Genomic DNA, 23,736 nt, shown 5'->3' with positions numbered 1-23,736 from the left:
CCCATTGTATGTTTCTCGGCCACACACGCCACGGGGACAAACGCTCAAATGTGCAGGAGATACGCGACTTAGAGGGCGACATTCAAATGCTGACGGAGCGCTTCGACGATCGTCCGATACCGCATCTCCCAGCTTTGCTGCTGCAACCACTGATCATTAACTTTGTTATCAAAGGTCGTCTGCCCAGACAGCACCTGAGGCAGCAGTTGCCTCCAGTCATTCAGTCCTTTGCCGATCCATACATGGGGGACGTTGCGCACCTCGGGGAGGTCCGTGGCGAGGACTTTTTTGCCGCTTGCCAAATACTCATACATTTTGACAGGATTGGCAGCTACGGTAATCTCATTAATTTTAAAAGGAATCAGACAGACGTCAAAGTAGTACATATACGCGGGAAGCTCCTGGTAGTGTTTATAGCCGATATAGAGGAGATTCGGAATCGTGCGGTCTACCCGCGCCGCATATTCCACCCCGATAATGACGAAATGGACGGATGGAAAATGGCGGGCGACTTGATGGACGAGCTGCTGGTCGACCCAGTGCGCCCAAGCGCCGACAAATCCAGCGATTGGGCCGTTCAGGGATTTTATCTCCTCCGGCTTGGCAGGAGGGTAGTCCCGGTACTGACGAAAATGAGCCAAATCGCAGCCGTTGGGGACAAGAATTTCCGGCTTGGCCGGATGGGCCCGCAGAATCTGTCGGTGAAGCGCCCGGGCACTGGTGACGACCAGATCCGCCCGGGTCACCATCGCATCCAGATACGGAGCCCATTCGGGAATATCATCCACATAGTCGTAGATGACAAAGTCGGGTTGATACTGATCGATGAAGCCATGCAGCTTGGACCAGGACGTCCAGACGACGATTCGCCGGCCTAGTCGTTTCAGCTCGGAGATAGTCTCTTGGATAAACCTGATATTATCGTGGACGAGATGGAGCTTATCCTGCAGCAGCTCAGCCGGCATGTTCTTCTGCTGTGTCTTGTTGCAATAGTAAACTTCGTGCCCGTGTCGGGCGAACTGCTCCATCAGCTGCTGTGGACGCTGCTTCATCCAGTTCCAGTCGATGGTCGGCGGATAGATAATGACGGCAGGTCCGTTCGACCGCTCTCCCTGAGGGTATGCTTGCAAGGGCAAAAACATCGGCTGAATGTCGGCATATTCCAGACTGACCGGACTGCTCATAGCCTCCCTCCTCTGCTATATTGTGCATAGATGCGTTCCAACTGGTCGGTACAGACCTGCAGATCATAATATCTGGTAATAATTCGCCGTCCAGCGGCAGCCAGCTGCGCCCTGCCTTCGATATCTCGTGCCACACGCTCCAGCTCCCGCAGCAGCTCCTCATCACTGAAAGCGCGGAAGCCGCTCACTGAGCCAAGGATCACATCGTGCGTCGTCTCCGAGATGACGCCAGCGAATCCGTCGCGCATCCCGAATACGGCCGTCCCGCAAGCCATCGCCTCCATGGCGGCGCGGCCGCAGGCCAGCACGAGATCGGCCGCTCTTATATACTCGCGGACATCCTGACTGTGTCCCGCCAAGAACAACTGCAGATCGTTGCCCTGGTACTGGTTCATCGTCTCTCGTGCCTTTACGCGCACATAGTCGCCATATGCACCGCCTCCGACGATAACCAGGTTAAGCCCCCCGAGCCGCTGGGCCAGTCGGACGGCACAACGGATAAGCTGGAGCACAGTATGCTGTTTGCCGTCGGCCAACCGGCACACCGTCACCAGCGTGAACACATCCGGCGCCAATCCCAGCCGCTCCCGGCGCACACTGCTGCTCCCCGCTGAAGCCGGGGCAAATGCAGTCATGTCGATCCCGTTAGGGATGACCGACACTTTCTCGGGATGCGCCGCCGAACGCAGCAGCTGCCGGCTCACTCGCTGGTCAACCGCGAGGATCCGATCGACCCGGCTGCTCGTCAAGTAGCCTGTGGGCGAGCGGTCCAGTCCAAAATCATAGCTGCCGTGGACGGTTACGATAAATGGTTTGGGATAGCGACTGACCAACTCTGCACCTTTGATGATCGCCGAGAACGGATGGGCATGCACAATATCAGGATCAAAAGCGCGCAATACGGCATCCATATCCGTCTTGGCGTCCCAGACTATGGGATGAAAGCGATCGTCTCCAATCATCAATTGTTCTTGTACCTCTGGCGAGATAGCGGCAGCTGCCAGCCGGATCTCGTAGCCGCGCCGCAGCAGTTCGTTGACTTGTGAGACGATATGCGTCTCCAGACCGCCTGCGATGAGTTGATCGGCGAGAATGAGCAGTTTCAATCTTGTCCTCGACCTCCGATCAAGGCAGCGCCCGGATGATCTCCGCAGCCCGCTGCTCATACGTATGGTTGGTATGGACGAAGGTCATGCCCTGCTCGGCGATCCTCCGTCTCTCTGTATCGCGGGTTAGGTAATATTCCATCAATTCAACCGTTTCCTCATAACCCGAGGACCAGACGAGATGCTTGTGATTTTCAAACATGGAAGCAATCGCCTTTGTCTTCTGCGTGAGCAGGAAGCCTCCGCAGCCGAGTACCTCAAACGTACGCATGGACTGCATAGTAGCGGAATTTACGATGGAGTGCAGCCCGAGGACGATCCTCGCCGAGCTGTAGATCACCCCTGTTTCCTCGTGCGGCAGATAGCCTTTATCCACTTCGGCAGGGATCGTATATTGGTGTGCGGGGTTGCTCCAATCCATCCCATACACGGCGATGTTGGCCTTTCGGTCGATAAAGGGTTGGATAATATAGCGATAGGCTTCGATTCGGGGTGCAAAAACGTTGTAATTGTTGCCAATGTGCACGGCATCCAGATCTGCATAACGCTCTGCCACGGGATGTCTGCGGTAGTAATCGGTATCGATGGCAAACGGAATACAGATCGCGCGGTGTCCTCTGTGCGCATAATTGGGCAGCATCTCTACACAGGGTGTAAGACTGAGGACTGAGCGTGCGGCCCAAGCCATTGCCATCCCTTCATTGGCTACGGGATCTTCGACTGCCCAGTAGATATGGGGGAGGGCCTTCTCCTCCAGTACTGGAAAGATCATCTCCTGATGCGAAACGCCGGACTCCGTGAACAGGTAATCGGGCTTGAAGGCGTCGATCTTGCGGCGCAGACCTTGTTCTGTCTGCTCCGGCACCTCCAATCGATCCGTCACCCACCCCTGCTTCTCAAAACCGGGCTGCATCCCGTACTTAATCATCGGTGCCGGATTCGTGAACAGGATCTTCACATCTGCAGCCTCCTTTAGCTGACCGACCCTTAGGTTCGGAAGGTGCTATATCCTATTCCCCAAGGCTGGCACGGCAACGGCTGCTGCCTGTCCGGGCAGGGACGGCTAACGCAAAAAGGCGATGGCACAGTGCCAACGCCAGTCTATTAAGAAGCGGACTGACGTTGGCACACACACCAACGCCAGTCTATTAAGAAGCGGACTGACGTTGGCACACACACCAACGCCAGTCTATTAAGAAGCGGACTGACGTTGGCATACACACCAACGCCTTCAAAACCTGCCCGAACGGAAAATCGCATAGATCAGCCATATAAACAGCAGCAACGCCACTATAAAACCGATCTCGATGACGGGAATCCGCCAAAGCATCGTATTCGACTCGCTGAGCGCCGAGCCGATGATCAGACCGACCATAATGATACTCAGCGAGAGCAGCACGATACTGAACGACAATCGATTGCTGATCCGGTCCATCTTCTTCATCAGGTCTTCGACCTGCGGCGAAGCGACCTCGATCCGCAGCTTGCCCTGTCTCAGCAACGCCGACATCTGTCGCAGGCTGAGCGGCACCTCGCCCAGCATATCCAGATAGTCGGGGAAATCCTCGATCCAGTTTTTGATGATCTGGCGCGGACTCAGTCGCTCCAGCAGCATACGCTTGCCGAACGGCTCGGCGACGTCGAAGACGCTGAAGTCGGGATCGAGCGACGAGACCACCCCTTCCATCGTCAGCAGACATTTGCCCAGCAGCGTCATCTCTGCCGGCATGCGGATCCGGTGACGGAAAGCGATGGCGAACAGATCGTTAACCGAATCGCCCAGACTGATCTGGTGCAGGGGCACCTTATAGTACTTTTCCCGCATCTCGTCCACATCGCTGTACAAAGCATCCTGATCGGCCTCTTCGGGGATGATGCCCATCTGTGAGATCGCCCGGATCACCCCTTTGGTGCTCTGGTTGCGGAGCGCGATCACCAGGGAGGCGAAATGCCTCTTCATCGAAGGGGACAGCTTGCCTACCATGCCGAAATCCAGCAGCGCAAGATCGCCGTTCTTGAGCGCCAGTACATTGCCGGGGTGCGGGTCGCCATGGAACAGCCCCTCCACCAGCACCTGGTGAAAGATCGTCGATGAGAACCGCTCCGCCAGCTTCTTCCGGTCCAGTCCTGCATGATCAAGCAGCTGATGCTGAGTCAGTTTGATCCCCTCAATGTACGACATCGTCAGCACCCGTTTGGTTGAGTAGTCCCAGGTCACCGTCGGCACATGGATATGCTTCAGCTGTTTGCATTGTTCCGCGAACCGTTCTACGTTTCGGGCTTCTGCCGTATAATCGAGTTCGCCTCGCAGTGCCTTTCCCAGCTCATCGATAATATCGCGGAGCCGGTAGTTCCGGGCCCACTCCAGACGGTGCTCCGCCATCCTGGCGAGGTCGGCCAGGATCTCCAGATCGGTCTCGACCGCATGATGTATATTGGGGCGCTGGATCTTGACGGCAACAGAGGTGCCGTCCTTGAGCTCGGCGTGATAGACCTGGCCGATCGAGGCGGAAGCCATCGGCAGTTCGGGGAACGACCGGAATATCTGATCCACGGGAGCCCCGAGTTCGGCTTCCAGGATGGCTGCTGCCTCCTCGTAGGCAAAGGGAGGCACGTGGTCCTGCAGGCGCTCCAGCTCCTGCAGGATATCCGCCGGCAGCAGATCAGGCCTTGTACTGGCGATCTGACCGAGCTTGACGAAGGTGGTGCCGAGCTCCTCCAGCAGCAGCCTCAAGCGTTCTCCGATGCTCTTGCTGTGGATATCCTGACTGTCGTCGCGCCTGAAGATCATTAGTTTGTCGCTGATCCCCATCTCCTGAGAGACATAACCGAGGCCATTGCGGGCAAAAGCGGCGGCGATCGTCCGGTAACGCTGCAAATGTCGTATCCGCTTGCCAGCGCTCATTCCCATACCTCCTGTCAGTGCTCGTTATTCAGCTTCGCCTCCAACTGCTCGATCCGCAGTTCAAGCCTCGCCATCTCTTCTCTGGTAGCGATGCCGCCCTCCCTGAGCATCTCCTGCGTCCTTACCCGGACAGCAGCTTCGATCTGATCCCTCACTTCATCGCCGCGCTTGACGAGATCGTCTACCAGGTCCTTGGATTCGGCCCGGCTGACCTCTCCCTTGCGCACCAACTCCTCGATCGTCTTCTCCACCTGCTCCTTGCCTGCCATCGCAAGTCCGAATCCGAGCGACAGCGCTCTTCCCAACGTATCTCTCATCTCACATCACAGCTCCTTCATAATTAAGATCGATCTTACGTCTTCTCATGATGCAGCAACGGATGTTGTTTCATTCCTAAATCGTAGCATCGGGCATAGAGCCAGTCAAGGCGACACCGTCAAAGAGCCGATCGGCCCCGTCAACTTGTTAGTCATAAATCACATAGCCGGGGAGTACCGGAATCGCCTGAAAACCGGCCATCGCAGCAGGTGAGAAGCGGATCGGGCTATCGCTGGCCGCAATCAGAATATTGCACACTTCAGATGCAGGCATAGCGTCCGGTGCAAAAACTTCAGTATAGGCGTAACACGCAGCCGCAGTTTCGCGGATGGCTGCGACGAGCCTGTCGTTGCTGCGCCGGCCGGCCAGATTGAGGATCAGAATCCCATAATCGCGCAGCTTCGTTCTCGCTAACTGGAAGAACTCCAAGGTGATCAGCTGCCTGGGCGTGCCCGATGCAGAGAAGGCATCGACGATGACGCCATCCAGGCTCGCGCCTTTCAGCTCCTGCAGCAGCGCCCGGCCGTCGCCGATCGTCACGTCAGGACCGTTGTAGCCGAACCATTCCCTGCTCAGACTGGCAATGCGGTGATCCAACTCAGCAATTTTCACAGACAGGCCCTGCTCTTCGCAATGCGCTGGGATCGTACCAATCCCGTGCCCGATCACATACAGCTCCTGAAAGGTGCGCTGTGAATCCCCGATCAGATGGAGGATGGCCTGCGGATACGCGAGGACGACACGACGTGGAGCTTCCAGATCGATCGCCCCCTGGATCGCCATGTCAGCGAATTGCAGCAGCCGAAACTTGCCGCTCCGCCCCTCTGCAAACGTGGTCTCCACAATCCGGATCTCATGATACGCGGTCCGCTCGCGCCACACTTCCTGCATGTCGGCCGCAACTCCTTTCTCCGAGAACATGGCCTCGCAATGCAAAAAGCCGTGGGGCGCACGGCTTTTTGCAATTCTATGCGTATAAGTTTCACATTCATACTCAGCTTAGAATTCTATGGAATGAAACGCGCTGCACCGCCAAAGACGGCGACAGCCGTTTCACCTTGAAATACAAGAAAGTATATGATTCTCCTATCTACTTGGCTTGTATTTCTCCGACAAAGCTCTTCGCACGCCCTAGAAGGACGACGAAGTCGTTTTTGCTTGAGATATATGGTATCGATTAAGCGTGGAAATTGGTTCCCGATGTGACAGCAGTGACATACCCGGCACGGATGACGAAATCGCCAAAATGTTCACCAATTTCGCGCTCGCGGGCATAACGTGCGATGATCGGCTTCAGCTCGGAGAGAATCTGCTCTTCTCCGATATTTTCGCGGTACAGCTTGTTGAGCCGGTCGCCATTGAAGCTGGCGCCCAGGTACAGATTGTACTTGCCAGGCGCTTTGCCGATGAACCCGATCTCGCCCAGACTCGACCTGGCGCAGCCGTTGGGGCACCCGGTCATGCGGATGACGATCTCTTGTTCGGCAAGCCCCTCTTCCGCCAGAATCGTCTCCAGCTTGCCGACCAGGCTTGGCAGATAGCGCTCGGACTCGGCCATCGCCAGTCCGCAGGTCGGGAGTGCGACGCACGCCATCGAATTGCGGCGCAGCGCCGAGCTGTTCAGCCCGCTGGTCAAGCCGTATTGCTCGGCCAGCTTCTCGATCTTGCGTTTGCTCTGGCTGCTCACATTGCCGATGATCAGGTTCTGGTTGGCAGTCAGCCGGTAATCTCCCTTATGGAACTTGGCAATCTCGCGCAGCCCGGTCATGATCTGTCCCTGTTCATCGTCGGCCACCCGGCCATTCTGGATGAACAACGTCAGATTCCACTTGCCGTTGGTACCCTTGACCCAGCCGTAACGGTCGCCATTGGAATCAAAGCGGTATTCGCGGGCCGGCTCCAGCGACCAGCCGAGCCGGCGGGTCAGTTCATCCTTGAACCATTCGATCCCGCGGTCGTCGATCGTGTATTTGAATCTCGCATGCTTGCGCACCGAGCGATCGCCGTAGTCGCGCTGGATCGTCACGGTTTTCTCGGCCACGTCAACTGCTTGCTCCGGCGTACAGAAGCCGACAACTCTTCCCAGCTGCGGATATGTCAGCGTGTCGCCGTGCGTCATCCCTAAGCCGCCGCCGGCAGTCACATTGAAGCCCGCCAGTTTGCCATTCTCGATGATGGCGATGAAGCCCAGATCCTGAGAGTAGACATCGACATCATTGGATGGCGGCACTGCGATGCCGATTTTGAATTTGCGCGGCAGATACACTTTGGTATAGATTGGCTCTTGTTCTACACCATCCTGACTGTCGAAGACTTTCTCGCCGTCCAGCCACAGCTCATGATAGGCGCGGGACTGCGGCAGCAGATGCTCGCTGATCCGGTCCGCCCACTGATATACTTCTGCGTGCACATCGGATTGATACGGATTCGGATTGCACATGACATTGCGGTTGACGTCCCCGCAAGCTGCCAGTGTGGTCAAAAGCGTGTCGTTAATCGTTTTGACAGTATGCTTCATGTTCCACTTGATTATCCCGTGCAATTGGAAGGACTGGCGCGTCGTCAGACGTATCGAGCCGCTGGCATAGTTCTGTGCCAGATCGTCGATGACCAGCCACTGCTGCGGCGTGATGATGCCGCCTGCCGCGCGGATCCGCAGCATGAACTGGTAAGCCGGCTCCAGCTTTTGCTTGGTCCGTTCATTGCGGAGATCGCGGTCGTCCTGCATATAACTGCCGTGATGCTTCATCAGCCGGTTGTCATCTTCGGGGATGGAGCCGGTGATCCGGTCCTCCAGCGTCGCCGCGAGACTCCCGCGCAAGTAGTTGCTGTTTATTTTAATATGCTCGACGTCGCTCGGCGGCGCGTCTTTGGGAGCAAAAGGATCGTTTGCCATGCCCAGTTCCTCGCTTTCACTTAGTAGATGTCCCGCTGGTAGCGGCGCTGTTGGACCAGATCGGTCAGATAAGCAGAAGCCTCGTCAGGCGTCATACCGCCTTCCTGCTCCAGAATCTCGGCCAGCATCAGATGTACGTCATTGGCCATCCGCTTCTCGTCGCCGCACACATACAGATAGGCGCCATCCTTGAGCCACTGGACGAGATCGGCTGCCTGTTCCTTCATCCGGTGCTGGACATAGACTTTATGCTCGGTATCGCGAGAGAACGCCACATCCATCCGCGTCAGCGTACCGTTCTGGAGCCATTGCTGCCACTCCGTCTGATACAAGAAGTCGGTATGGAAATGCTGGTCTCCGAAGAACAGCCAAGATTTGCCCCCGTCTCCATTTTCTTCACGCTCCTGCAGGAAGGCGCGGAACGGAGCCACGCCCGTTCCCGGTCCGATCATGATGATCGGCGTATCGCCATCCTGAGGCAGCTTGAAGTTCGGATTCTCGTGAATATAGACAGGCAGCGAATCGCCGGCAGCTGCCCGTTCCGCGCATTGCACCGAGCAGACGCCATAACGGCTGCGGCCTTGGGATTCGTAACGGACGGTTCGGATCGTCAGATGAACCTCGTCCGGGTTCGCCTTGAGAGAGCTGGAGATTGAGTACAGACGGGCCGGAATTTTGCGCAGCGCCCCTACGAATTGGCGGGCAGGCAGTCCGAGCGGCCCAAAGTCTTGCGACACATCCAGCAGATCCCGACCGCCCAGATAATCCTTTAGTTCGCCTTCATCGGCAACCAGCCTGCGCAAGCCCTCGCTTGAAGATAGCTCGGCCAGCTTGACCATGAGCAGCTTGGTCAGCACGGTAATCTCATAATAACGGGTGAGCGCTTCGGTTAGCGAGCGCTCGTCGCCGTCCTTGTTGACCGGTACGAGCTCTTCCGCCTGCCAGCCGTTCTCACGGATTAGGAGCTCGACCAGCTCCGGATGGTTCTGCGGATAGATCCCGAGGGCGTCGCCTGGTTCATACTGCAGGTTGGAACCTTCAAGAGACAGCTCCAGATGACGGGTCTCCTGATTGGAGCCGCGTCCGTTCAGGTTGATATTATCCAGAATCTCGGCCTCGAACGGATGTGTCCGCGAATAGCCGGGTGCTTCGGCCACGCCTGTCGCAGCGGCTGCCTCTTGGACGGCCGCTCCGGCTGCCGGCGAATGAGACTGGTCCTTGAGGGCTTCCTGCACCTCGCGGAACCAAGCAGCGGCTGCTTCATCATAATCGACATCGCAGTCAGCTCTCGCCGCCAGACGCTCGCCGCCCAGCTCCTCCAGACGCTTGTCGAAATCCTTGCCGGTCTGGCAGTAGAACTCGTAAGACGTATCGCCAAGTCCCAGTACCGAGAACTTGAGCTGATCCAGCTTGGGCGCCCGTTTGCTATGCAGAAATTCGTAGAAAGGCAGTGCGGCGTCCGGCGGGTCGCCTTCGCCGTGCGTGCTGACGAGTATGAGCAGATGCGTGAGCTTCTTGAGGCCGGCCGGCTTGAAGTCCCTCATCGAGGTCAACGTGGTAACTAGCCCTTGCTCCTCCAGCGTACGCGCCAGACTCTGCGCCAGCCGCTGGGCATTGCCCGTCTGTGAGCCGAAGAGGACGGTCACCTCTTTGGGGGCGGCTGGGACAGGGACCACGGCCGCCGGCAAGCCTGCAGGCGCGACTGCAACCGCTGCACCAGCATCCCCTGTTGCTGGCGCGGCCGCAGCTTGCGGAGCAGCGGCCAGATATCCGCTCAACCACAAGACTTGCGATGGCGTGAGCGTCGGCAGCAGACGGTTAAGCAGCTCTGCTTGTTCTTCATTGAATGGACTGTTCGTTACATGAAACTGCAATGCGATTCACCTCGTTCATCTGTATACATACATATGAATTCTATTGTATCGGATCATGAACACCCTGTCATATTAATAGTTCTGATATCATTCGACAGATTTTGTTATAAACCATACCAGTTATGAAGCGGTCCATACATGGATCAGCGACATCAATTGTTTCATGTGGAGCGGCTTGCTGATATAATCCGAAGCTCCGGCAGCGACGCACTCCTCCCTGTCTGATTTCATGGCTTTGGCAGTCATTGCGATGACGGGAAGCTCGCGCAACCGCTGGTCCTTGCGAATCTCTCGCATCGCTTGATAACCGTCCATAATCGGCATCATCAGATCCATCAGGATTAGATGCACGCTGCGGTTTCTTTTCAACTTCTCCAGTGCGTCTTGGCCATTCCAAGCGATGAGTACGTGGAACCCTTGATCTTCCAGATATTCTTGCAGCGCGAACACGTTGCGGTCATCGTCATCTACGATCAGGATCGTATAATCCTCGGGCTTATAACCAGGGGAGACGGATCTTACTTCCGAGGAGAGCATACCCTCACTGTCGATCTCCTCCCCAGTATCCTCGGCACCGGATGACCGGGACGGCAGATAGAGCGTGAATGAGCTTCCTTCGCCAGGGGTGCTCCGCACATGGATACAGCCGCCCAACAGTCGCGAAAACTCACGGCAGATGGACAGACCCAGCCCTGTTCCGCCGTACTGCCTCGACGTTGTTTCGTCAGCCTGCTCAAAAGCTTGGAAGATCGTCTCTTGCTTCTCTCTGGCAATGCCGATGCCCGTGTCCCGGACCCGGAAGCTCAGCACCTGATCGGCCTGCTTCAGTTCATCAGGACAATCCTCCTGCTCTTTGTCCGCGAGGCTGATCAGAACATGAACCTCCCCTTTGCTTGTGAACTTGATCGCATTGGAGACCAGATTTTTGAGGATCTGATTTAAACGTTTGCCGTCGGAATAAACGACCCCCGGCACATCATCCGCCAGCTCAATCAACAGCTCGATCCCTTTGGAGAGCACGATCTTTCCGAAGTTCTCCCGGAGCATCTCCGGCAGTTCTGCGATAACCACGGCCTCGGTGACGACTTCGATCATACCGGCTTCGATTTTGGACAGATCAAGGATATCATCGATGAGCAGCAGCAATTCCTCGCCAGCCCGCCCTATAATGCCCGCATAGTCCGCATCTTCCTCATCGAACTTCCCACCGCGGTTCTCGCTCATCATTTGGGACAGGATAAGTATGCTGTTGAGCGGCGTCCGCAGTTCATGCGACATGTTAGCCAAAAACTCCGTCTTATAGCGGGTCGTTTGCTCGAGCTCAGCAGCATAACGTTCGAGTTCCTGGCTGGTCAACTCCAGCTCGGAAGACTTCTGCATAATATTGCGGTTCTGTATTGCAAGTTGATCGTTGATGGCCTGCATTTGCTCTTGTTGGATCGTCAACTCTTCAGCTTGCGTCTGCAATTCTTCTGTGAACTGCTGGGATTGCTGAAGGAGCCGCTCCACTTCCGTCCGGCTGCGCACACTGTTTACGGCGATGCCGAAAGTATAGCAGAGCAAATCCAGCAGCTTCTCGTGCAGCGGCAGGAACGGCTGCAGCGCTGCGAACTCGATCACCGCTTCAATCTGATTTTCAAAAACAACGGGTTGAATCAGCACACTCACCGGCTCCGCCTGACCCAGCCCGGAGGCGATCAGATAGCCCGCAGGCAGGTCACCGATTACCACACGCCTTTTCTCCAAAGCCACCTGCCCGACCATACCCTCTCCCAACCGAAAGCTGTCGATATGCAGCTTACTGGGCTCGACCGCATAGGCGGCAACTCGAGTGAGTACTTCTTCTCCATTATCTTGTTTACGCAAGTAAATACCAGCCTGCAAGGAAGAGACTTTGGGGGCTACCAATTTCAGAAAGGCTTCGCCCAATACAGCCATATTTTCGACGCCCTGATACAGGTGAGCGGCTTCCGCCAGTGAGGTCTGAATAAAATACTGCTCTTCCTGATGTTCTCTTAGCTTGCGGACCTGACGGTTATGCCTCTCCAGTGCATCGGCCATGTTGTTGAAAGCATCGGCGATATTGTCCAGTTCGTCACCAGTGTCCATGTGAAGCCGAGGCAGCTGTTCGGCCTTGGTAAGATCAACTCGTGTAATGGTATTGGTCACGTGCCGCAGACTCTTGGTCGTTCCTCGGATCACCCAGATCGCGATCAGCACGCTTAGGATCAGGATGATAAGCACCATACAGCCGATAATGAGGGTTGCATTTGCCAGTCCATCCGTTGTATTGTGTACCGTACCGGCAACCAAAGCCATCGTTATGCCGAAGGCAAGGATGAATAAAAGTATAACCGTCCCGAATCCAATGATCTGTCTTTTCCTGTAACTCATGCTTTTAATATGGCCGTCCTCCGATTGTTTGGCATGATCATACTGACCATGCTACACTAGTTCTAGTATGATTGAAAGGCGGAATCGAGCATGGAATATCCATTTGTCATCCCACCCGGCGACTTTACGCCGTTATCTGACGAATCCTCCGTATTAGAGAAATGCCAGGAATGGGGGCTGCTCTCGGATAAGGCGGTCAAATTAAAGGCGTTTGTGTATAAAGGAAACGGCCGGCAGCTGCCATGCTCAGTCGTCGGTTTTATCGATGCGATGACGGCAGTGATCGAATTCGAGAACGGCGAGCTTCATTGTATCCATCCCTCTTACCTGAAAGAGATGCAGACCTCTTCCTTCAGTCAGCGGGGCGGTACCTCCGAACAAGCCCGTACACACACTGGAGCCGTCGACGCATCCGCGTCAGCGGAACCTGTCATGACATCAGCATCCGCCGCCAAGGAGGATGGGATTCCGGCAACCGACGGCGCCGCTACCGAGCCCAAGGCCCGCAAGGAAACCGTCAAGAAAGAAAAGAAAATAAAGCTGAAGCTTCCTGAGGAAAAGGTCAAGCTCTCCGCCGTCGTGAAGGAGTTCGCCTCCATACCCAATCACTTCACGGAAGAAGACGACGAGGTCGTCGTCTACGAGCAGGTCCGGATGCTGGAGCCGGAGATGGAGATCGGCGACGCCTGGTCCAGTTACAGCAACACGCTCAAGAAGCTTGAACTGGCGGAGGGCGATGAGCTGACGTTCGAAGCGAAGATCATCACCAAGAAGCTGACACGGCATCCGGTGCCTTACAAGATCAATAACCCTTCCAAAATTCAGAAACCGTAGCCATCACGGCAGTCCAAAAATAGGACTGCCTCTGCGAGACAGTCCCTGCGCAGCTATGATTCACTTGCGAATAAAATATCCGAGCAGGTCAGCAGTCTCTGGATGAAGCACAACAGTGAGCGGTCCGAGCAGAGCATCCCGCTCGGTCTTGTAAGTGACCGTGACCATCTGGCCATCCAATTTGACCAAAGCCTCAAGTGCGCTGAGCTGATCGCTGCTGCCCCGGATCCCTGCCGTTTGCGCCGGAACGATCTCTACCCGCGCTTCTTCCGGCTTGGTCAGCACCGTCGTCTTCTCCTGTTCCGACACGAAGTGCCAGGCCGCATCGCGGTATGTCTTCAACTGCTCGCCGGACAACTCCCTTTCGCCGACGATGATTACATGGGCCTGACTCTGAGGCGGCAGGCTTTTCGTCATAGCCGGACCGTACCTAGCCTCGATCTTCATGCCCGGTTGCAAATCAGCCGGCATCAGCGTTCCTTCTGTGCCTGTGAGCTCAGTCTCCTCATCTACGCTCAAGACCAGCCACGGATTGGGCCCATGTCCCATCACTTCAACCCGGTAGACACCGTCCGACTCCTCGATGCTTATGATGACGCCGTTAAGATCCAGCAGTTGAACCTCCGGTTCCTGCTCTCCTGCATCCCGTTCCTTCAGGATCAGCTCTTGGCTGCTCCAGTTCAAGTTGTAGCCGAGCAAGTCTGCGGTCTCGCGGGCAGGCAGATAAGCTTTGCCGTCGATGTAGACCGGTTTCAGCGCGGTCTCCGAGCCATCGACCGTCACTTTGACATCGCCATGCTGGATTCCAGTTACGCTCTCCATGAGCGCTCCTGCGCCAGCGCCTGCCGAGGTGGCTAGCAAGCCGGCTGCCGTTATTGCGATCAACCATTTTTTTTGCTTCATCCTGATCTACTCCTTCTGCATCTTACCTAAGGTATATTGTTGATTATTGTTTACTGACGCTCGGTTCTTTCAAAAAGTTCCATCTCCATGTATGAAGACGCTGTTTCGGGAAGCGATATGCCGTCCATTCACATGCAAAAACGGTTATACCCGCTTGTCAATCGCGTGTATAACCGTTTTTGCATCTTGCCTATCAAGCATGCTGATTCACGTCGCAATTCCTCATCGACTCAGCCAGATCAGACAGCTTCTTCTCCCGCAGATGCTGTTCCATCCGCTCTTCGGCCTCTATCATGACCTGCTGGATCAGGCAGGTCGACGGATGATCCAGCGTGCAGTCGAACAGCGAGGCCGTTCCCTCGATCGCGTGGATAACATCCAGGAAGTTGATATCCGCGCTGCGGCGCAGCAGACGGTAGCCGCCATTGGCACCTGATGCGGATTCGATCAGTCCGGCTTTGACCAGCTTGGTCAGAATCTTGGACAGATAGGTAGGCGATACCCCCTGGGCTTCAGCCAGCTTCTGTACCCCGATTGGTTTGTCCGGTGAGGAAGCGACAAGATGCAGCATCGTATGCAGCGCATAGTTGGTCGCTTTGGAGTATTTCATGGATTGGTCCGCCCTTTCTGTCTACCCGTCTTTCGTTCATTTATCATATCGCTGCAAGGTTGCGTCCGTCAAGCTGTACACCACCCGTACAACCCTCTCCGGGGGTATGGCCTGTATCATTCCGGAGCGGGCTCCTGCTTGGATTGATACGTCTGAAGCATATAATATTCCCGATACAGCTTGAGCAGCTCGGTCTCTTTCTCCTGGATCAACGCAGAGAGCTCTTCGATCCGCGGCAGCGCCTCGCTCCCCGTCTCCGGCTCAACCGTCTCGGAGTAGCAGCCGAACGTCTCCTGCGCCCACTGGGCGGCTTCGATACGGCCGCCCTTGCGGTAGATGGCGGAGAACTGCTCCAGGATGGTGTTGATAATCTGGCGCCGTTCGTAATTCAGCACGCCCAATCCATTCTTGGCATAAGAGATCGCTTGCATAAGCTGGAAGTCGACGAGCTTGCCGCGTGTATGCTCGATTCTCTCGATCTCGCCGATCAAGTCCGGATAGATTGCTTGGAACAACTCGGCCTCGGCCAGCATGTCTTCTATGGTAATGATCGTTTCGTTGGTCATAAATGGCACGTCCTTCATTCATTGTCGCCCACTTCCGGCTATCGTTCACAGTGAAGCGGCCGGCTCCAGACCCTCTTTCATACAGAGCTGGTAATTGAGCATATCGATCTTGCCTTCACACATCATATAATAGATACTCGCTTCGGTATGATAGGAGTTCTGCCGGGTAATCCGATTGTTGCGCTGGACGATCTGCGCATAGGTATCAGGATAATCATAATGGATCAGATGGTTGGCGGCCGACAGATTCAGCGATGGGCTGGCGGCATCCGTAAGGACCAGCACCGAGTTGTCCATACGCTGCGAGAACCGGTCGAGCTGTGCGCTTACTTCATGTACGTTTAGGTCAGATGAGAGCACCATAACCCCCCATTCCGCCGCCTCCGCATCCTGCTCCAGCCTCTCTAGGATCGCCATAGCAACACCGCTTGCCCTCGTGATGACAACCGCTTTTTCCCGATTCTCGTATGCTCTACGCAAGACAGACTTCAAGGCATCAAGCTTGGCCGGTTCGGAATGGCACAGCTGCAGCATCTGCTCCTTGGTGTGCATCATCTGTTTCTTGGCATCGATCGACGACGCGCGGTTATTGAGCTCCGAAGCGGCAAAATAATCGTGCAACAGCTGCAGATAGCCGGCCTCCCGCTCTGCTTCCATCGTGACTGCTATTCGCTTCTCAGCTATGTTCATTGCTGCATAACCACCTTCCCGTACGTATCGCAAGCATCGATACTTTGGATCGTTTCCTACCTAGATTAACGGATATCAGTGGAATGAGCCAATTAATTTTCTCTAAGCTGGCGGGCCTGCTATCGTTGTCACCGGATGCCGGGTATGCGTATAATCGTTATAACAGGTCCGGGAAACATAACCATCCTTCTAAATGTTACCCGGTCCACAAATGACCGAACAGCCCCGGTCCCAAGTGGCCCGAGGCTGGCAGAAGAGAGGAGTAGCTGTCAAACGATGCGTCTGCATAAAGGAGAAACCCTGTTCCGACAGGGTGAGAACGGCTCGTTGTACAAGCTGGTCAGCGGCATGCTCAAGATCGTCCGGATCCATGAGAACGGTACTTCGATCCTGATGAACATCATCGTCGCTGACGAGATCATCCCACATCATTCGCTGATCAGTCCCCAGCCCTACCACGGCACCGCTGTAGCGCTGGTGACGAGTGAAGTTGAAGTGATCCCCTCGCGCGACTGGTACATGGAGCTCGAACAGCATCCCCGTAAAGCGCTAGAGATCGCCGGATTGCTTCAGAATAAGCTGCGGATGATGCAGCAGCGGATCGACCAGCTGACACACACCGCACCGGCCGACAAGCTAAACGCTTTACAAGACTGGTTTGGCAACTATATCGGACCCCAGCCGCTGACTGACGTGCTGACACAGGAAGAGATCGGCCAGTTCCTCGGTTTGCGGCGGGAGACCGTCAACCGTCTGCTACGCGCGTGACCCGGCCGCCGCTTCCGATCTCGCGATGTCCAGACTGCCCTCCGGCCCAAAATACTCGCAATGGATATCCGCAGCCTCTACGCCAAGCCCGATCAACGCTACATACACCTCGCGCATAAACGCCTCCGGCCCGCATACATAACAGCTCACATCGGGCTTAACCAGCCCGCATCGATGCGTCCCTCTTTATGAACCCGCTGAGCTTGCCGGTCCTCGTCCGTCGGCTGCTCATAACAGTAATAAGCCTGGATCCGCCCGGAGTCGGCAAAGTACGGAAACGCCGTCTTGTGATTCGGATCACAGTTTTTGCCACATCTTTGTGACGGAACAGGAGTTGCAATCAGGACATCCCGGCCGGGAGCTGCCTGCGGTCGCTGCGGTCCAACCGAACCCGCGAGCCCATCCACTTTTGGACACCGGTCAGCACCACATGGGCAAGCATGATCCCCGCGAACACATCCAGCACCACATGCTGCTTGACGAAGACAGTCGAGACGATAATCGTCCAGGAGAGCAGACCGATCCCGAGCAGGACGCGGCGGCTCACGGCACGGCTGCGGCTGGCTGCGTGGAACAACAGGTAGCTCGTCAGGCAGTGAATGCTGGGGAAGCAATTGAACGGTTGATCATTGGCATAGACGAACTTCACCATCCGGCTAAGCAAGTCGTCTCCAGCCAGCTCCGCACGAGGTACCGTCGTCTGGAACACCATATAGACGCCGTAGCAGATCAGCACACTGACGGTGTAAGCAATGAGAGTCTCATAGTATAAGCGTTTGTCCCGGTAATAAAAGTAGATCAGCGTCAGATAAAGGAACGGCATCCAGATCATATAAGGAACGATAAAGGCTTTGATCATCGGAATCTTGCTGTCCAGATCGGTGACCAGCAGATGAAGCTGACCGGGCTCACGGTTAATCCAGACGTAGAGAAGTCCCATCAACGGGATAACAAGCAGCAGCAGCAACGGGTAAGGCATCACGCGTTTTGGCATTTGAATCTCCTCGCACACGGTAAGATATACCTGATTATATGTGCCTTCAGATGATCGTGCCACCGACCGGAGCCGGGCCTGCCGCTGGACCTCAGTCTAAGTTCCCAGCGTTTTCCGGGTGGGTTAGTCTTCTTTTGTCACCAGGAAAGTGATCGGGATGAACAGTAGAAATGCGAGCAATAGCACCGAGCCGCCGACGATGAAGCCGACCAAGACGAGCGTCTCGTTCAGCCCGAACGGATTCAGATTGTACATCCACATCCCGAAGGTAAGTCCGAATGCGCCGACCATCGCCAATATAGCGTGAAGCGAGACGAGCTTGGGCTTGCGAATGTTGTACACGCGGTAGAAAATCCCCCACGCAAACACGGACAGCCACCCCACCAGCAAAATATGCGCATGGATCGGCCGCAGGCTGTAATCCATAATGCCGGCCATATGCGACCCCATATATGTACCGATAAGTCCAAACAGTGCAGCGAACCGAATCAATCGGATACTCCATACTTTCTCCATGATTGACCTCCTGTTATCTCATCATCGACCTTCATTGTACCATTCGGGCGGGGCGGGATAAAGGCAACGCATGCATAATTGTCCAGATGTCGACGAAGACTAAATTTTGGCTATGACAAGGAGGTGCGTCACATGAAGCGCAAGCCGTCTTTGCTTGAGCAAACCCGGACACAGCTGGAGAAAAGCACGGATGTTATGTTCCAGCCCTTTAAGATCGGTCCCTTCAACTGCCAGCTCGCCTATATCCGCAGTATCGTCGACACCAAAGCTCTTATCGAGGGCATCGTCACGCCGCTGATCCGGGCTGCTGCAGAACCCCCGCAGGACAGCAGTTGGCTGGAGCGGATCGAGAACCGCAGTTTTTTTGCAATAGAACACAAGCGGTCGACCGACCAGGCCGAAATCGCTGATGCCATCCTCACTGGTCATGCCGTGCTGTTCTGCGACGGGTTGCCGTCTGTACTGCTCTTTCCGTTGACGCAGTATGAGAAGCGGGCGGTTCCCGAGACAAGCAATGAGGTGGTCGTCGTCGGGCCCCAGCGGGCGTTTATCGAGGATCTGGATGTCAATATGTCGCTGCTGCGCCAAATTATCAAGCATCCGGATCTGACAGTCAATACCCGCAAAGTCGGGCGGTTTACGAGGAGCAGAATCAATATTATCTATATTGCCGGCTTGTGCCGGCAGGAGCTGGTGGATAATATCAACCAAAAGCTGGATCAAGTCAAGCTGGACGGTATACTAGGCATGAACTACCTGGCGGAATACCTTGAAGATTCTCCCTTTTCGCCGTTTCCGCAGTATCAGTATACCGAACGCCCGGATACTGTAGCCGCCTCCCTGCTCGAAGGACGTCTAGCGATTATTCAGGAGGGCACGCCTTATGTCGTCATACTGCCGGTCACCTTTTTTTCGCTCGTCCAGTCTGCCGAGGATTACTACCAGCGCTTCTATGCGGCTACCTTTATCCGGCTCGTGCGGCTGCTGTTTATCGCCATCTCGTTTCTGCTTCCTTCTCTGTATGTCGCGATTACGACGTTCCATCCGGAGATCATCCCCACCTCGCTGTTGATTACCATCGCCTCGGCCAGGGAGAATATCCCTTTCCCGGCACTGCTGGAAGCGCTAGCCATGGAGCTGACCTTTGAAGGCCTGCGCGAGGCGGGGATTCGGATCCCCAAGCCGCTCGGTCAGACAGTCTCGATCATCGGCGGCATCGTCATCGGACAAGCGGCTGTTGCCGCCGGCATCGTCTCGGCGCCGCTCGTGATCGTGGTGTCGATCACAGGGATCGCCTCCTTTATCGTCCCCCATTTCGAACTGTCCACCGCTTTTCGCCTGCTCCGGTTTCCGGTACTGATCCTTGGAGGCACACTCGGCATTCTCGGCATCATCGTCTCCACTTATCTAGTCTATCTGTATCTGGTCCATCTGCGGTCTTTTGGTGTCCCCTACTTCCAGCCATTAGCCCCGTTCATCTGGAAGGACATCAAGGACACCTTCGTTCGGGTGCCGATCTTCCTCATGAAAGAAAGACCCTCGTCTTACGGCAGTCCCGACAGAAGAAGACAACCTGACAAAAAGGAGCCAGGGTGATCCATGATTAGGCGCATCGCAACAAGGCTCGGTGTCTTCCTCCTGGCCTCAAGTTTGTTCTTGATCAGCGGCTGCTGGTCCAAGGTAGAGGTGAACGAACGAACATTTGTGACAGGGCTCTATATCGACCGGACGGATGACGGACAGGTGGAGGTAACGATCAGCGCGCCGCTGCCAAACCGGCTTGTATCCCAAGTCGGCGAAGGCGGCGGATCGGGCGGCAGCCCCTACGCCATCATCAGCAAAACAGGGCCGACAATTCCCGAGGCCGTCGAGTCCATCCAGCTCGATCTCTCCCGCAAGCTTTCCTGGGGACATACTCGCGTACTAACCATTGGTAAGTCCTATGCCCGTGCCGGCATAGAAGAGCTGTTGAACTGGGTGAACCACGAACCATTGTTTCATCTGAGCAGCTTCGTCCTGGTCGCCCCCGGCAAAGCCAAAGAGCTGACCAAGCTGACGCCGGTGTTCGAGGAATCGCCCTCTGAGGTGCTGCGAGAGTTCTCGAACCGGCATAATCTGCTTACCACGCAAATCCAGGATCTGATGCTTGCCAACGTACTTGATCTCGGAGCAGCCGCGCCTCTCCTCAGAATGGGAATGGAGGAGATGGTCAGCGAAGGCAACAAATCAAGCCCCTGGGTAGGTCAGGACGGCAGCGCAATCTTCCTGGACGACCGGATGGTCGATACTCTCACTATCGATCAGACGTATGCGGTCTCCTGGGCGCGGAACGAGTTGGACCACATGTTTGTGTCTATCACATCTGGAGATCATATCGCGAGCGTCAAGCTCTACGAGCTGGAAGGCAAATTGAAGGTTCGCAAAGAAAACGGCAAACCCGTGTTTGAGGTCCACCTCAAAGGCAAAGGCGCGTTGCGCCAAAATGTCCCCGAGCTGCAGAGTGATCTGGATGTTGCCAAAACCGTGGAGGGCAGCGTGGAGAAGGTGATCACAGGTTATATGGAAAGCGCACTGAAGAAAGCCCGCAGGCACGGTTCCGATATTTTGCTGCTGGCTTACCGGCTTGATTGGCGATATCCCGAATTGTGGAAACAGCATGCGGAGAGCTGGCAGGAATATATGAAGGACGCGATCGATATTCGCGTACATACCGACGTGAATATACAATATTTTGGAGCCAAATCACCAGCTTGACCTTAGCGATGACAGGAGGGGACATCTATGCTTATCGTACTCTTCTTTGCGGCATTAACCCTGTTGATTGATCTGCCTGAAGTGCGCAAAGTGCAGCAGCGCAAGGCGGGCTGGTTTGCGGCTGTGGCAGCCGGACTGCTGATCTGGAACTGCCTGGCCGTTGAGCTGCCTTGGTGGCCCAACCCAAATGATATATTGTTAGCGATGTTCGGGTGGGTGGATCGACTATTGAAGGGAGGGTGATCCATGGTTAAGCTATCATCTGGTCAGGTATACCGCATCGCGTTTGTATACCTCTATTCCGCTCCGATCTCCTATCTCATCCAACGGCTATTCAAGATGAGCGATTATCAAGGGTGGCTGTCTGTGCTGGGCGGGTATGCCCTGAGTCTGCTTTTTCTTTTCTTTACGATCAAGCTGGGACGTACGTTTCCTGAGCGAGGCTGGGCAGATTTCGGCAGCGACATTGTCGGCAAAGGCCTCCACCGGGTGTTTCTTTTGCTGATCGGGATATTCGTCCTTATCCTTGCCTCCTTTGATGTACAGAACTTCATCATATTCCTGCGGACCATCTACCTGCCCGATACCCCCGTTTGGATACTGGTCATACTAACGGTTTTGTGTATCGCCCTGACCAGCCGCGCAGGGCTGCTGACGATCGTGTATATGTCGGAAGGCGTCTTCCTGCTGCAGCTTGTCGCCAGCCTCTTCGTTATTCCTACTGTCATCGAGGTGGAGCAGATCGCGATAGTCCAGAGCTTGATCACTCATCATGATTTGACGGAATTCGCCACAGGATCGCTCAGCGTGATGCCTTGGTTTTCCGAATGGGGGTTATTTCTGTTTCTTGCCCCGCTCACCAGCTTTCTGTTGCCGCTCGGACGCGCTCTGATGCTGGGCGGATTGACGGTTGTGGTCATTCTCATCATTTATTGGCTGCTGGCTTTGATGACCTTCGGTCCCTTTGTTGGGAAAGAACTGCAGTATCCGCTATTGGAGCTGGTGCGTTTTGCACCCTATAGCGATTTTATGTCCAAGCTCGACCCTGTGCTGATCTACTTCTGGTCAGCGACGATGTTTATGCGCACCTCATTTCAGATCTACATCGCAGCGTTCTGCTTCTCCCGGCTGATGGGGATGAAGGATCACAAGCCGTTTGTGTTTCTGGTAGTCGGCTCTCTAACCGCATTCGTCCTGCAGTACGCTGCAGATACGATTGCTTTCGAGGCGGCACTTCGAACGTATGGTGTCTCTGTATATGCGACTTTAATGGATTCTTTTCCGATCGTTTATATGCTGGTTTATTGGATGCGCTTTGGCAGCATTCCGAACAACCGCCCTGTGCCGGCAGCCAAGCCGCCGCCTTAGCGATTACTTCTCTACAAAAAAACCGTCTGCCGGCAACTCCGACAGGCGGTTTTCTTTACGGTACTATTGCACATCGTCAAAATTAAAATCCTCGTCGCGGAGCGGCTCGACATGCATCGCGCGTACATAGCCGTTGCCCTTCTTGGAGAAAAAATCATGCTGCTTAGTACGCGTATTGATGCCGTTAAAGACGATCGGATTTACTTCATCCCCGTCAAATACCGGATCAAAGCCGAGGTTCATCATCGCTTTATTGGCATTGTATCTGAGGAACGCTTTGACCTCTTCGGTGAGACCGATCGGCGTATAGATCTCTTCTGTATATTTCTCCTCATTGGCATGGAGGAACTGCAGCAGTCCCGACAACGTCTCATACAGATCCTGCTGCTCCTCGGCATCCAGCTTGGCGTAGATCTCCTGTGCCAGCATGCCGACGTAGACACCGTGGATACTCTCGTCCCGCAGGATCAGGTCGATGATCTCGCCGCTGCATGTCATCTTGCCCTGCCCTGCCAGATAGAGCGGATAGAAGAAGCCGCTGTAGAACAAGTAACTTTCCAACAGTACCGAAGCAGCCATCGCCATGTACAGCTCCTTGGCGGAGCCGATATTCTCGTAATATTGACTGATCGTCTGCGCCTTCAGCTGCAGCTGCGGATGATGCTCCACCCAATTGAATACGTCGTCGATCTCGCGAGTCGAGGCAAGTGTCGTGAAGATGCTGCTGTACGATTTGGCATGGATCTGCTCCATCATGGCCATGAAGCCGAGCACGGCTTTGCGCTGCAGTCCGTCTACATGCTCCAGGATCCTGGGCATGCCTACGCCGCCCTGCACCGTGTCAAGCAGCGTCAGGCCGCCGAGCACCTTCATATAGCAATCGCGCTCAGCATCGCTCAGCGTGATCCAGGACATCTTGTCATCGGAGAGCGGGATCTCGTCATCGGTCCAGAATTGCATAATGTTCTGATTCCAGAACATCGCTGTGAAGTCATCGTCCGGCCGGTTCCAGTTGACCGCTTGTATCGGTTTGCCTTGCTTCATCTTCGTAACGTT

At 55.2% G+C, this 23,736-nt stretch carries 23 protein-coding genes; 6 read left to right on the top strand and 17 right to left on the bottom strand.

Translation table 11 applies throughout. The features are described 5' to 3' along the window. Window positions 1–68: 68 nt before the first annotated feature. The 9 genes from ABC336_RS30120 to ABC336_RS30080 all read right to left on the bottom strand — a co-directional run bounded on the left by ABC336_RS30120 (window position 69) and on the right by ABC336_RS30080 (window position 12,677). Window positions 69–1,184, bottom strand: a complete 1,116-nt coding sequence (locus ABC336_RS30120; protein WP_413242180.1) for a glycosyltransferase family protein — start codon at window positions 1,182–1,184, stop codon at window positions 69–71. Further along, on the bottom strand, window positions 1,181–2,290 hold the full coding sequence (locus tag ABC336_RS30115; protein WP_413242179.1) for a glycosyltransferase family 4 protein: 1,110 nt from the start codon (window positions 2,288–2,290) through the stop codon (window positions 1,181–1,183). The genes ABC336_RS30120 and ABC336_RS30115 overlap by 4 nt, the downstream gene beginning before the upstream one ends. A 19-nt stretch (window positions 2,291–2,309) precedes the next feature. Continuing rightward, window positions 2,310–3,248, bottom strand: a complete 939-nt coding sequence (locus tag ABC336_RS30110) for a CgeB family protein (protein WP_413242178.1) — start codon at window positions 3,246–3,248, stop codon at window positions 2,310–2,312. A 273-nt stretch (window positions 3,249–3,521) separates the two neighbouring features. Next, a complete protein-coding gene (locus tag ABC336_RS30105; RefSeq protein ID WP_413242177.1) occupies window positions 3,522–5,195 on the bottom strand; it encodes an AarF/UbiB family protein in 1,674 nt (557 codons plus the stop codon). 14 nt (window positions 5,196–5,209) lie between these two features. After that, a complete protein-coding gene (locus ABC336_RS30100; protein ID WP_413242176.1) occupies window positions 5,210–5,512 on the bottom strand; it encodes a phasin family protein in 303 nt (100 codons plus the stop codon). A gap of 148 nt (window positions 5,513–5,660) precedes the next feature. Further along, window positions 5,661–6,434 carry a spermidine synthase gene (locus tag ABC336_RS30095; protein WP_413242175.1) on the bottom strand — a complete coding sequence of 258 codons (774 nt, stop codon included), beginning with the start codon at window positions 6,432–6,434 and terminating at the stop codon, window positions 5,661–5,663. A 256-nt stretch (window positions 6,435–6,690) separates the two neighbouring features. Further along, on the bottom strand, window positions 6,691–8,409 hold the full coding sequence (gene cysI / locus ABC336_RS30090; RefSeq protein ID WP_413242174.1) for an assimilatory sulfite reductase (NADPH) hemoprotein subunit: 1,719 nt from the start codon (window positions 8,407–8,409) through the stop codon (window positions 6,691–6,693). A 20-nt stretch (window positions 8,410–8,429) separates the two neighbouring features. Further along, on the bottom strand, window positions 8,430–10,283 hold the full coding sequence (locus ABC336_RS30085; protein WP_413242173.1) for an assimilatory sulfite reductase (NADPH) flavoprotein subunit: 1,854 nt from the start codon (window positions 10,281–10,283) through the stop codon (window positions 8,430–8,432). Window positions 10,284–10,403: 120 nt separating this feature from the next. After that, window positions 10,404–12,677, bottom strand: a complete 2,274-nt coding sequence (locus ABC336_RS30080) for a response regulator (RefSeq protein ID WP_413242172.1) — start codon at window positions 12,675–12,677, stop codon at window positions 10,404–10,406. Between the two features lie 90 nt (window positions 12,678–12,767). Here ABC336_RS30080 and ABC336_RS30075 point away from each other — a divergent pair, with 90 nt between their 5' ends. Next, on the top strand, window positions 12,768–13,511 hold the full coding sequence (locus tag ABC336_RS30075; protein ID WP_413242171.1) for a hypothetical protein: 744 nt from the start codon (window positions 12,768–12,770) through the stop codon (window positions 13,509–13,511). Window positions 13,512–13,571: 60 nt separating this feature from the next. Here ABC336_RS30075 and ABC336_RS30070 read toward each other — a convergent pair whose 3' ends face one another. From ABC336_RS30070 to ABC336_RS30055, 4 genes are all read right to left on the bottom strand, one after another. Then, complete coding sequence (locus tag ABC336_RS30070) at window positions 13,572–14,414, bottom strand: stalk domain-containing protein (RefSeq protein ID WP_413242170.1); 843 nt, start codon at window positions 14,412–14,414, stop codon at window positions 13,572–13,574. Between the two features lie 193 nt (window positions 14,415–14,607). Then, window positions 14,608–15,024 carry an RrF2 family transcriptional regulator gene (locus tag ABC336_RS30065; RefSeq protein WP_413242169.1) on the bottom strand — a complete coding sequence of 139 codons (417 nt, stop codon included), beginning with the start codon at window positions 15,022–15,024 and terminating at the stop codon, window positions 14,608–14,610. Window positions 15,025–15,140: 116 nt separating this feature from the next. Beyond that, on the bottom strand, window positions 15,141–15,590 hold the full coding sequence (locus ABC336_RS30060) for a hypothetical protein (protein WP_413242168.1): 450 nt from the start codon (window positions 15,588–15,590) through the stop codon (window positions 15,141–15,143). Window positions 15,591–15,635: 45 nt separating this feature from the next. Next, a complete protein-coding gene (locus ABC336_RS30055; RefSeq protein ID WP_413242167.1) occupies window positions 15,636–16,280 on the bottom strand; it encodes a helicase-related protein in 645 nt (214 codons plus the stop codon). A 276-nt stretch (window positions 16,281–16,556) separates the two neighbouring features. Between ABC336_RS30055 and ABC336_RS30050 the strand changes: the two genes are divergently transcribed. Next, window positions 16,557–17,048: a Crp/Fnr family transcriptional regulator gene (locus tag ABC336_RS30050; RefSeq protein ID WP_413242166.1), complete on the top strand. Its 492-nt coding sequence runs from the start codon at window positions 16,557–16,559 to the stop codon at window positions 17,046–17,048. Here the strand turns inward: ABC336_RS30050 and ABC336_RS30045 are convergent. From ABC336_RS30045 to ABC336_RS30035, 3 genes are all read right to left on the bottom strand, one after another. Further along, window positions 17,037–17,165, bottom strand: a complete 129-nt coding sequence (locus tag ABC336_RS30045) for a hypothetical protein (protein WP_413242165.1) — start codon at window positions 17,163–17,165, stop codon at window positions 17,037–17,039. The two genes, ABC336_RS30050 and ABC336_RS30045, sit on opposite strands and share 12 nt — an antisense overlap. Before the next feature lie 223 nt (window positions 17,166–17,388). After that, window positions 17,389–18,042 carry a phosphatase PAP2 family protein gene (locus ABC336_RS30040; protein WP_413242164.1) on the bottom strand — a complete coding sequence of 218 codons (654 nt, stop codon included), beginning with the start codon at window positions 18,040–18,042 and terminating at the stop codon, window positions 17,389–17,391. A gap of 123 nt (window positions 18,043–18,165) precedes the next feature. After that, window positions 18,166–18,558 (bottom strand): hypothetical protein, encoded by a 393-nt coding sequence (locus ABC336_RS30035; RefSeq protein ID WP_413242163.1) that lies wholly within the window; start codon window positions 18,556–18,558, stop codon window positions 18,166–18,168. A gap of 132 nt (window positions 18,559–18,690) precedes the next feature. Between ABC336_RS30035 and ABC336_RS30030 the strand changes: the two genes are divergently transcribed. The 4 genes from ABC336_RS30030 to ABC336_RS30015 are packed head-to-tail and all read left to right on the top strand — an operon-like array spanning window position 18,691 to window position 22,680. Next, window positions 18,691–20,154 (top strand): spore germination protein, encoded by a 1,464-nt coding sequence (locus ABC336_RS30030; RefSeq protein ID WP_413242162.1) that lies wholly within the window; start codon window positions 18,691–18,693, stop codon window positions 20,152–20,154. A gap of 3 nt (window positions 20,155–20,157) precedes the next feature. Further along, a complete protein-coding gene (locus ABC336_RS30025) occupies window positions 20,158–21,312 on the top strand; it encodes a Ger(x)C family spore germination protein (protein ID WP_413242161.1) in 1,155 nt (384 codons plus the stop codon). Window positions 21,313–21,339: 27 nt separating this feature from the next. Continuing rightward, window positions 21,340–21,555, top strand: coding sequence for a hypothetical protein (locus ABC336_RS30020; RefSeq protein ID WP_413242160.1), 216 nt, complete (start codon window positions 21,340–21,342; stop codon window positions 21,553–21,555). A gap of 3 nt (window positions 21,556–21,558) precedes the next feature. Further along, window positions 21,559–22,680 (top strand): GerAB/ArcD/ProY family transporter, encoded by a 1,122-nt coding sequence (locus tag ABC336_RS30015; protein WP_413242159.1) that lies wholly within the window; start codon window positions 21,559–21,561, stop codon window positions 22,678–22,680. Between the two features lie 63 nt (window positions 22,681–22,743). Here ABC336_RS30015 and nrdF read toward each other — a convergent pair whose 3' ends face one another. After that, window positions 22,744–23,724, bottom strand: a complete 981-nt coding sequence (gene nrdF / locus ABC336_RS30010) for a class 1b ribonucleoside-diphosphate reductase subunit beta (protein WP_413242158.1) — start codon at window positions 23,722–23,724, stop codon at window positions 22,744–22,746. Window positions 23,725–23,736 lie beyond the last annotated feature (12 nt).

The organism is Paenibacillus jepli, assembly GCF_047238105.1.
Taxonomy (GTDB): Bacteria; Bacillota; Bacilli; order Paenibacillales; family Paenibacillaceae; genus Paenibacillus_D.
This window is presented reverse-complemented; position numbering and strand designations above follow the sequence as displayed.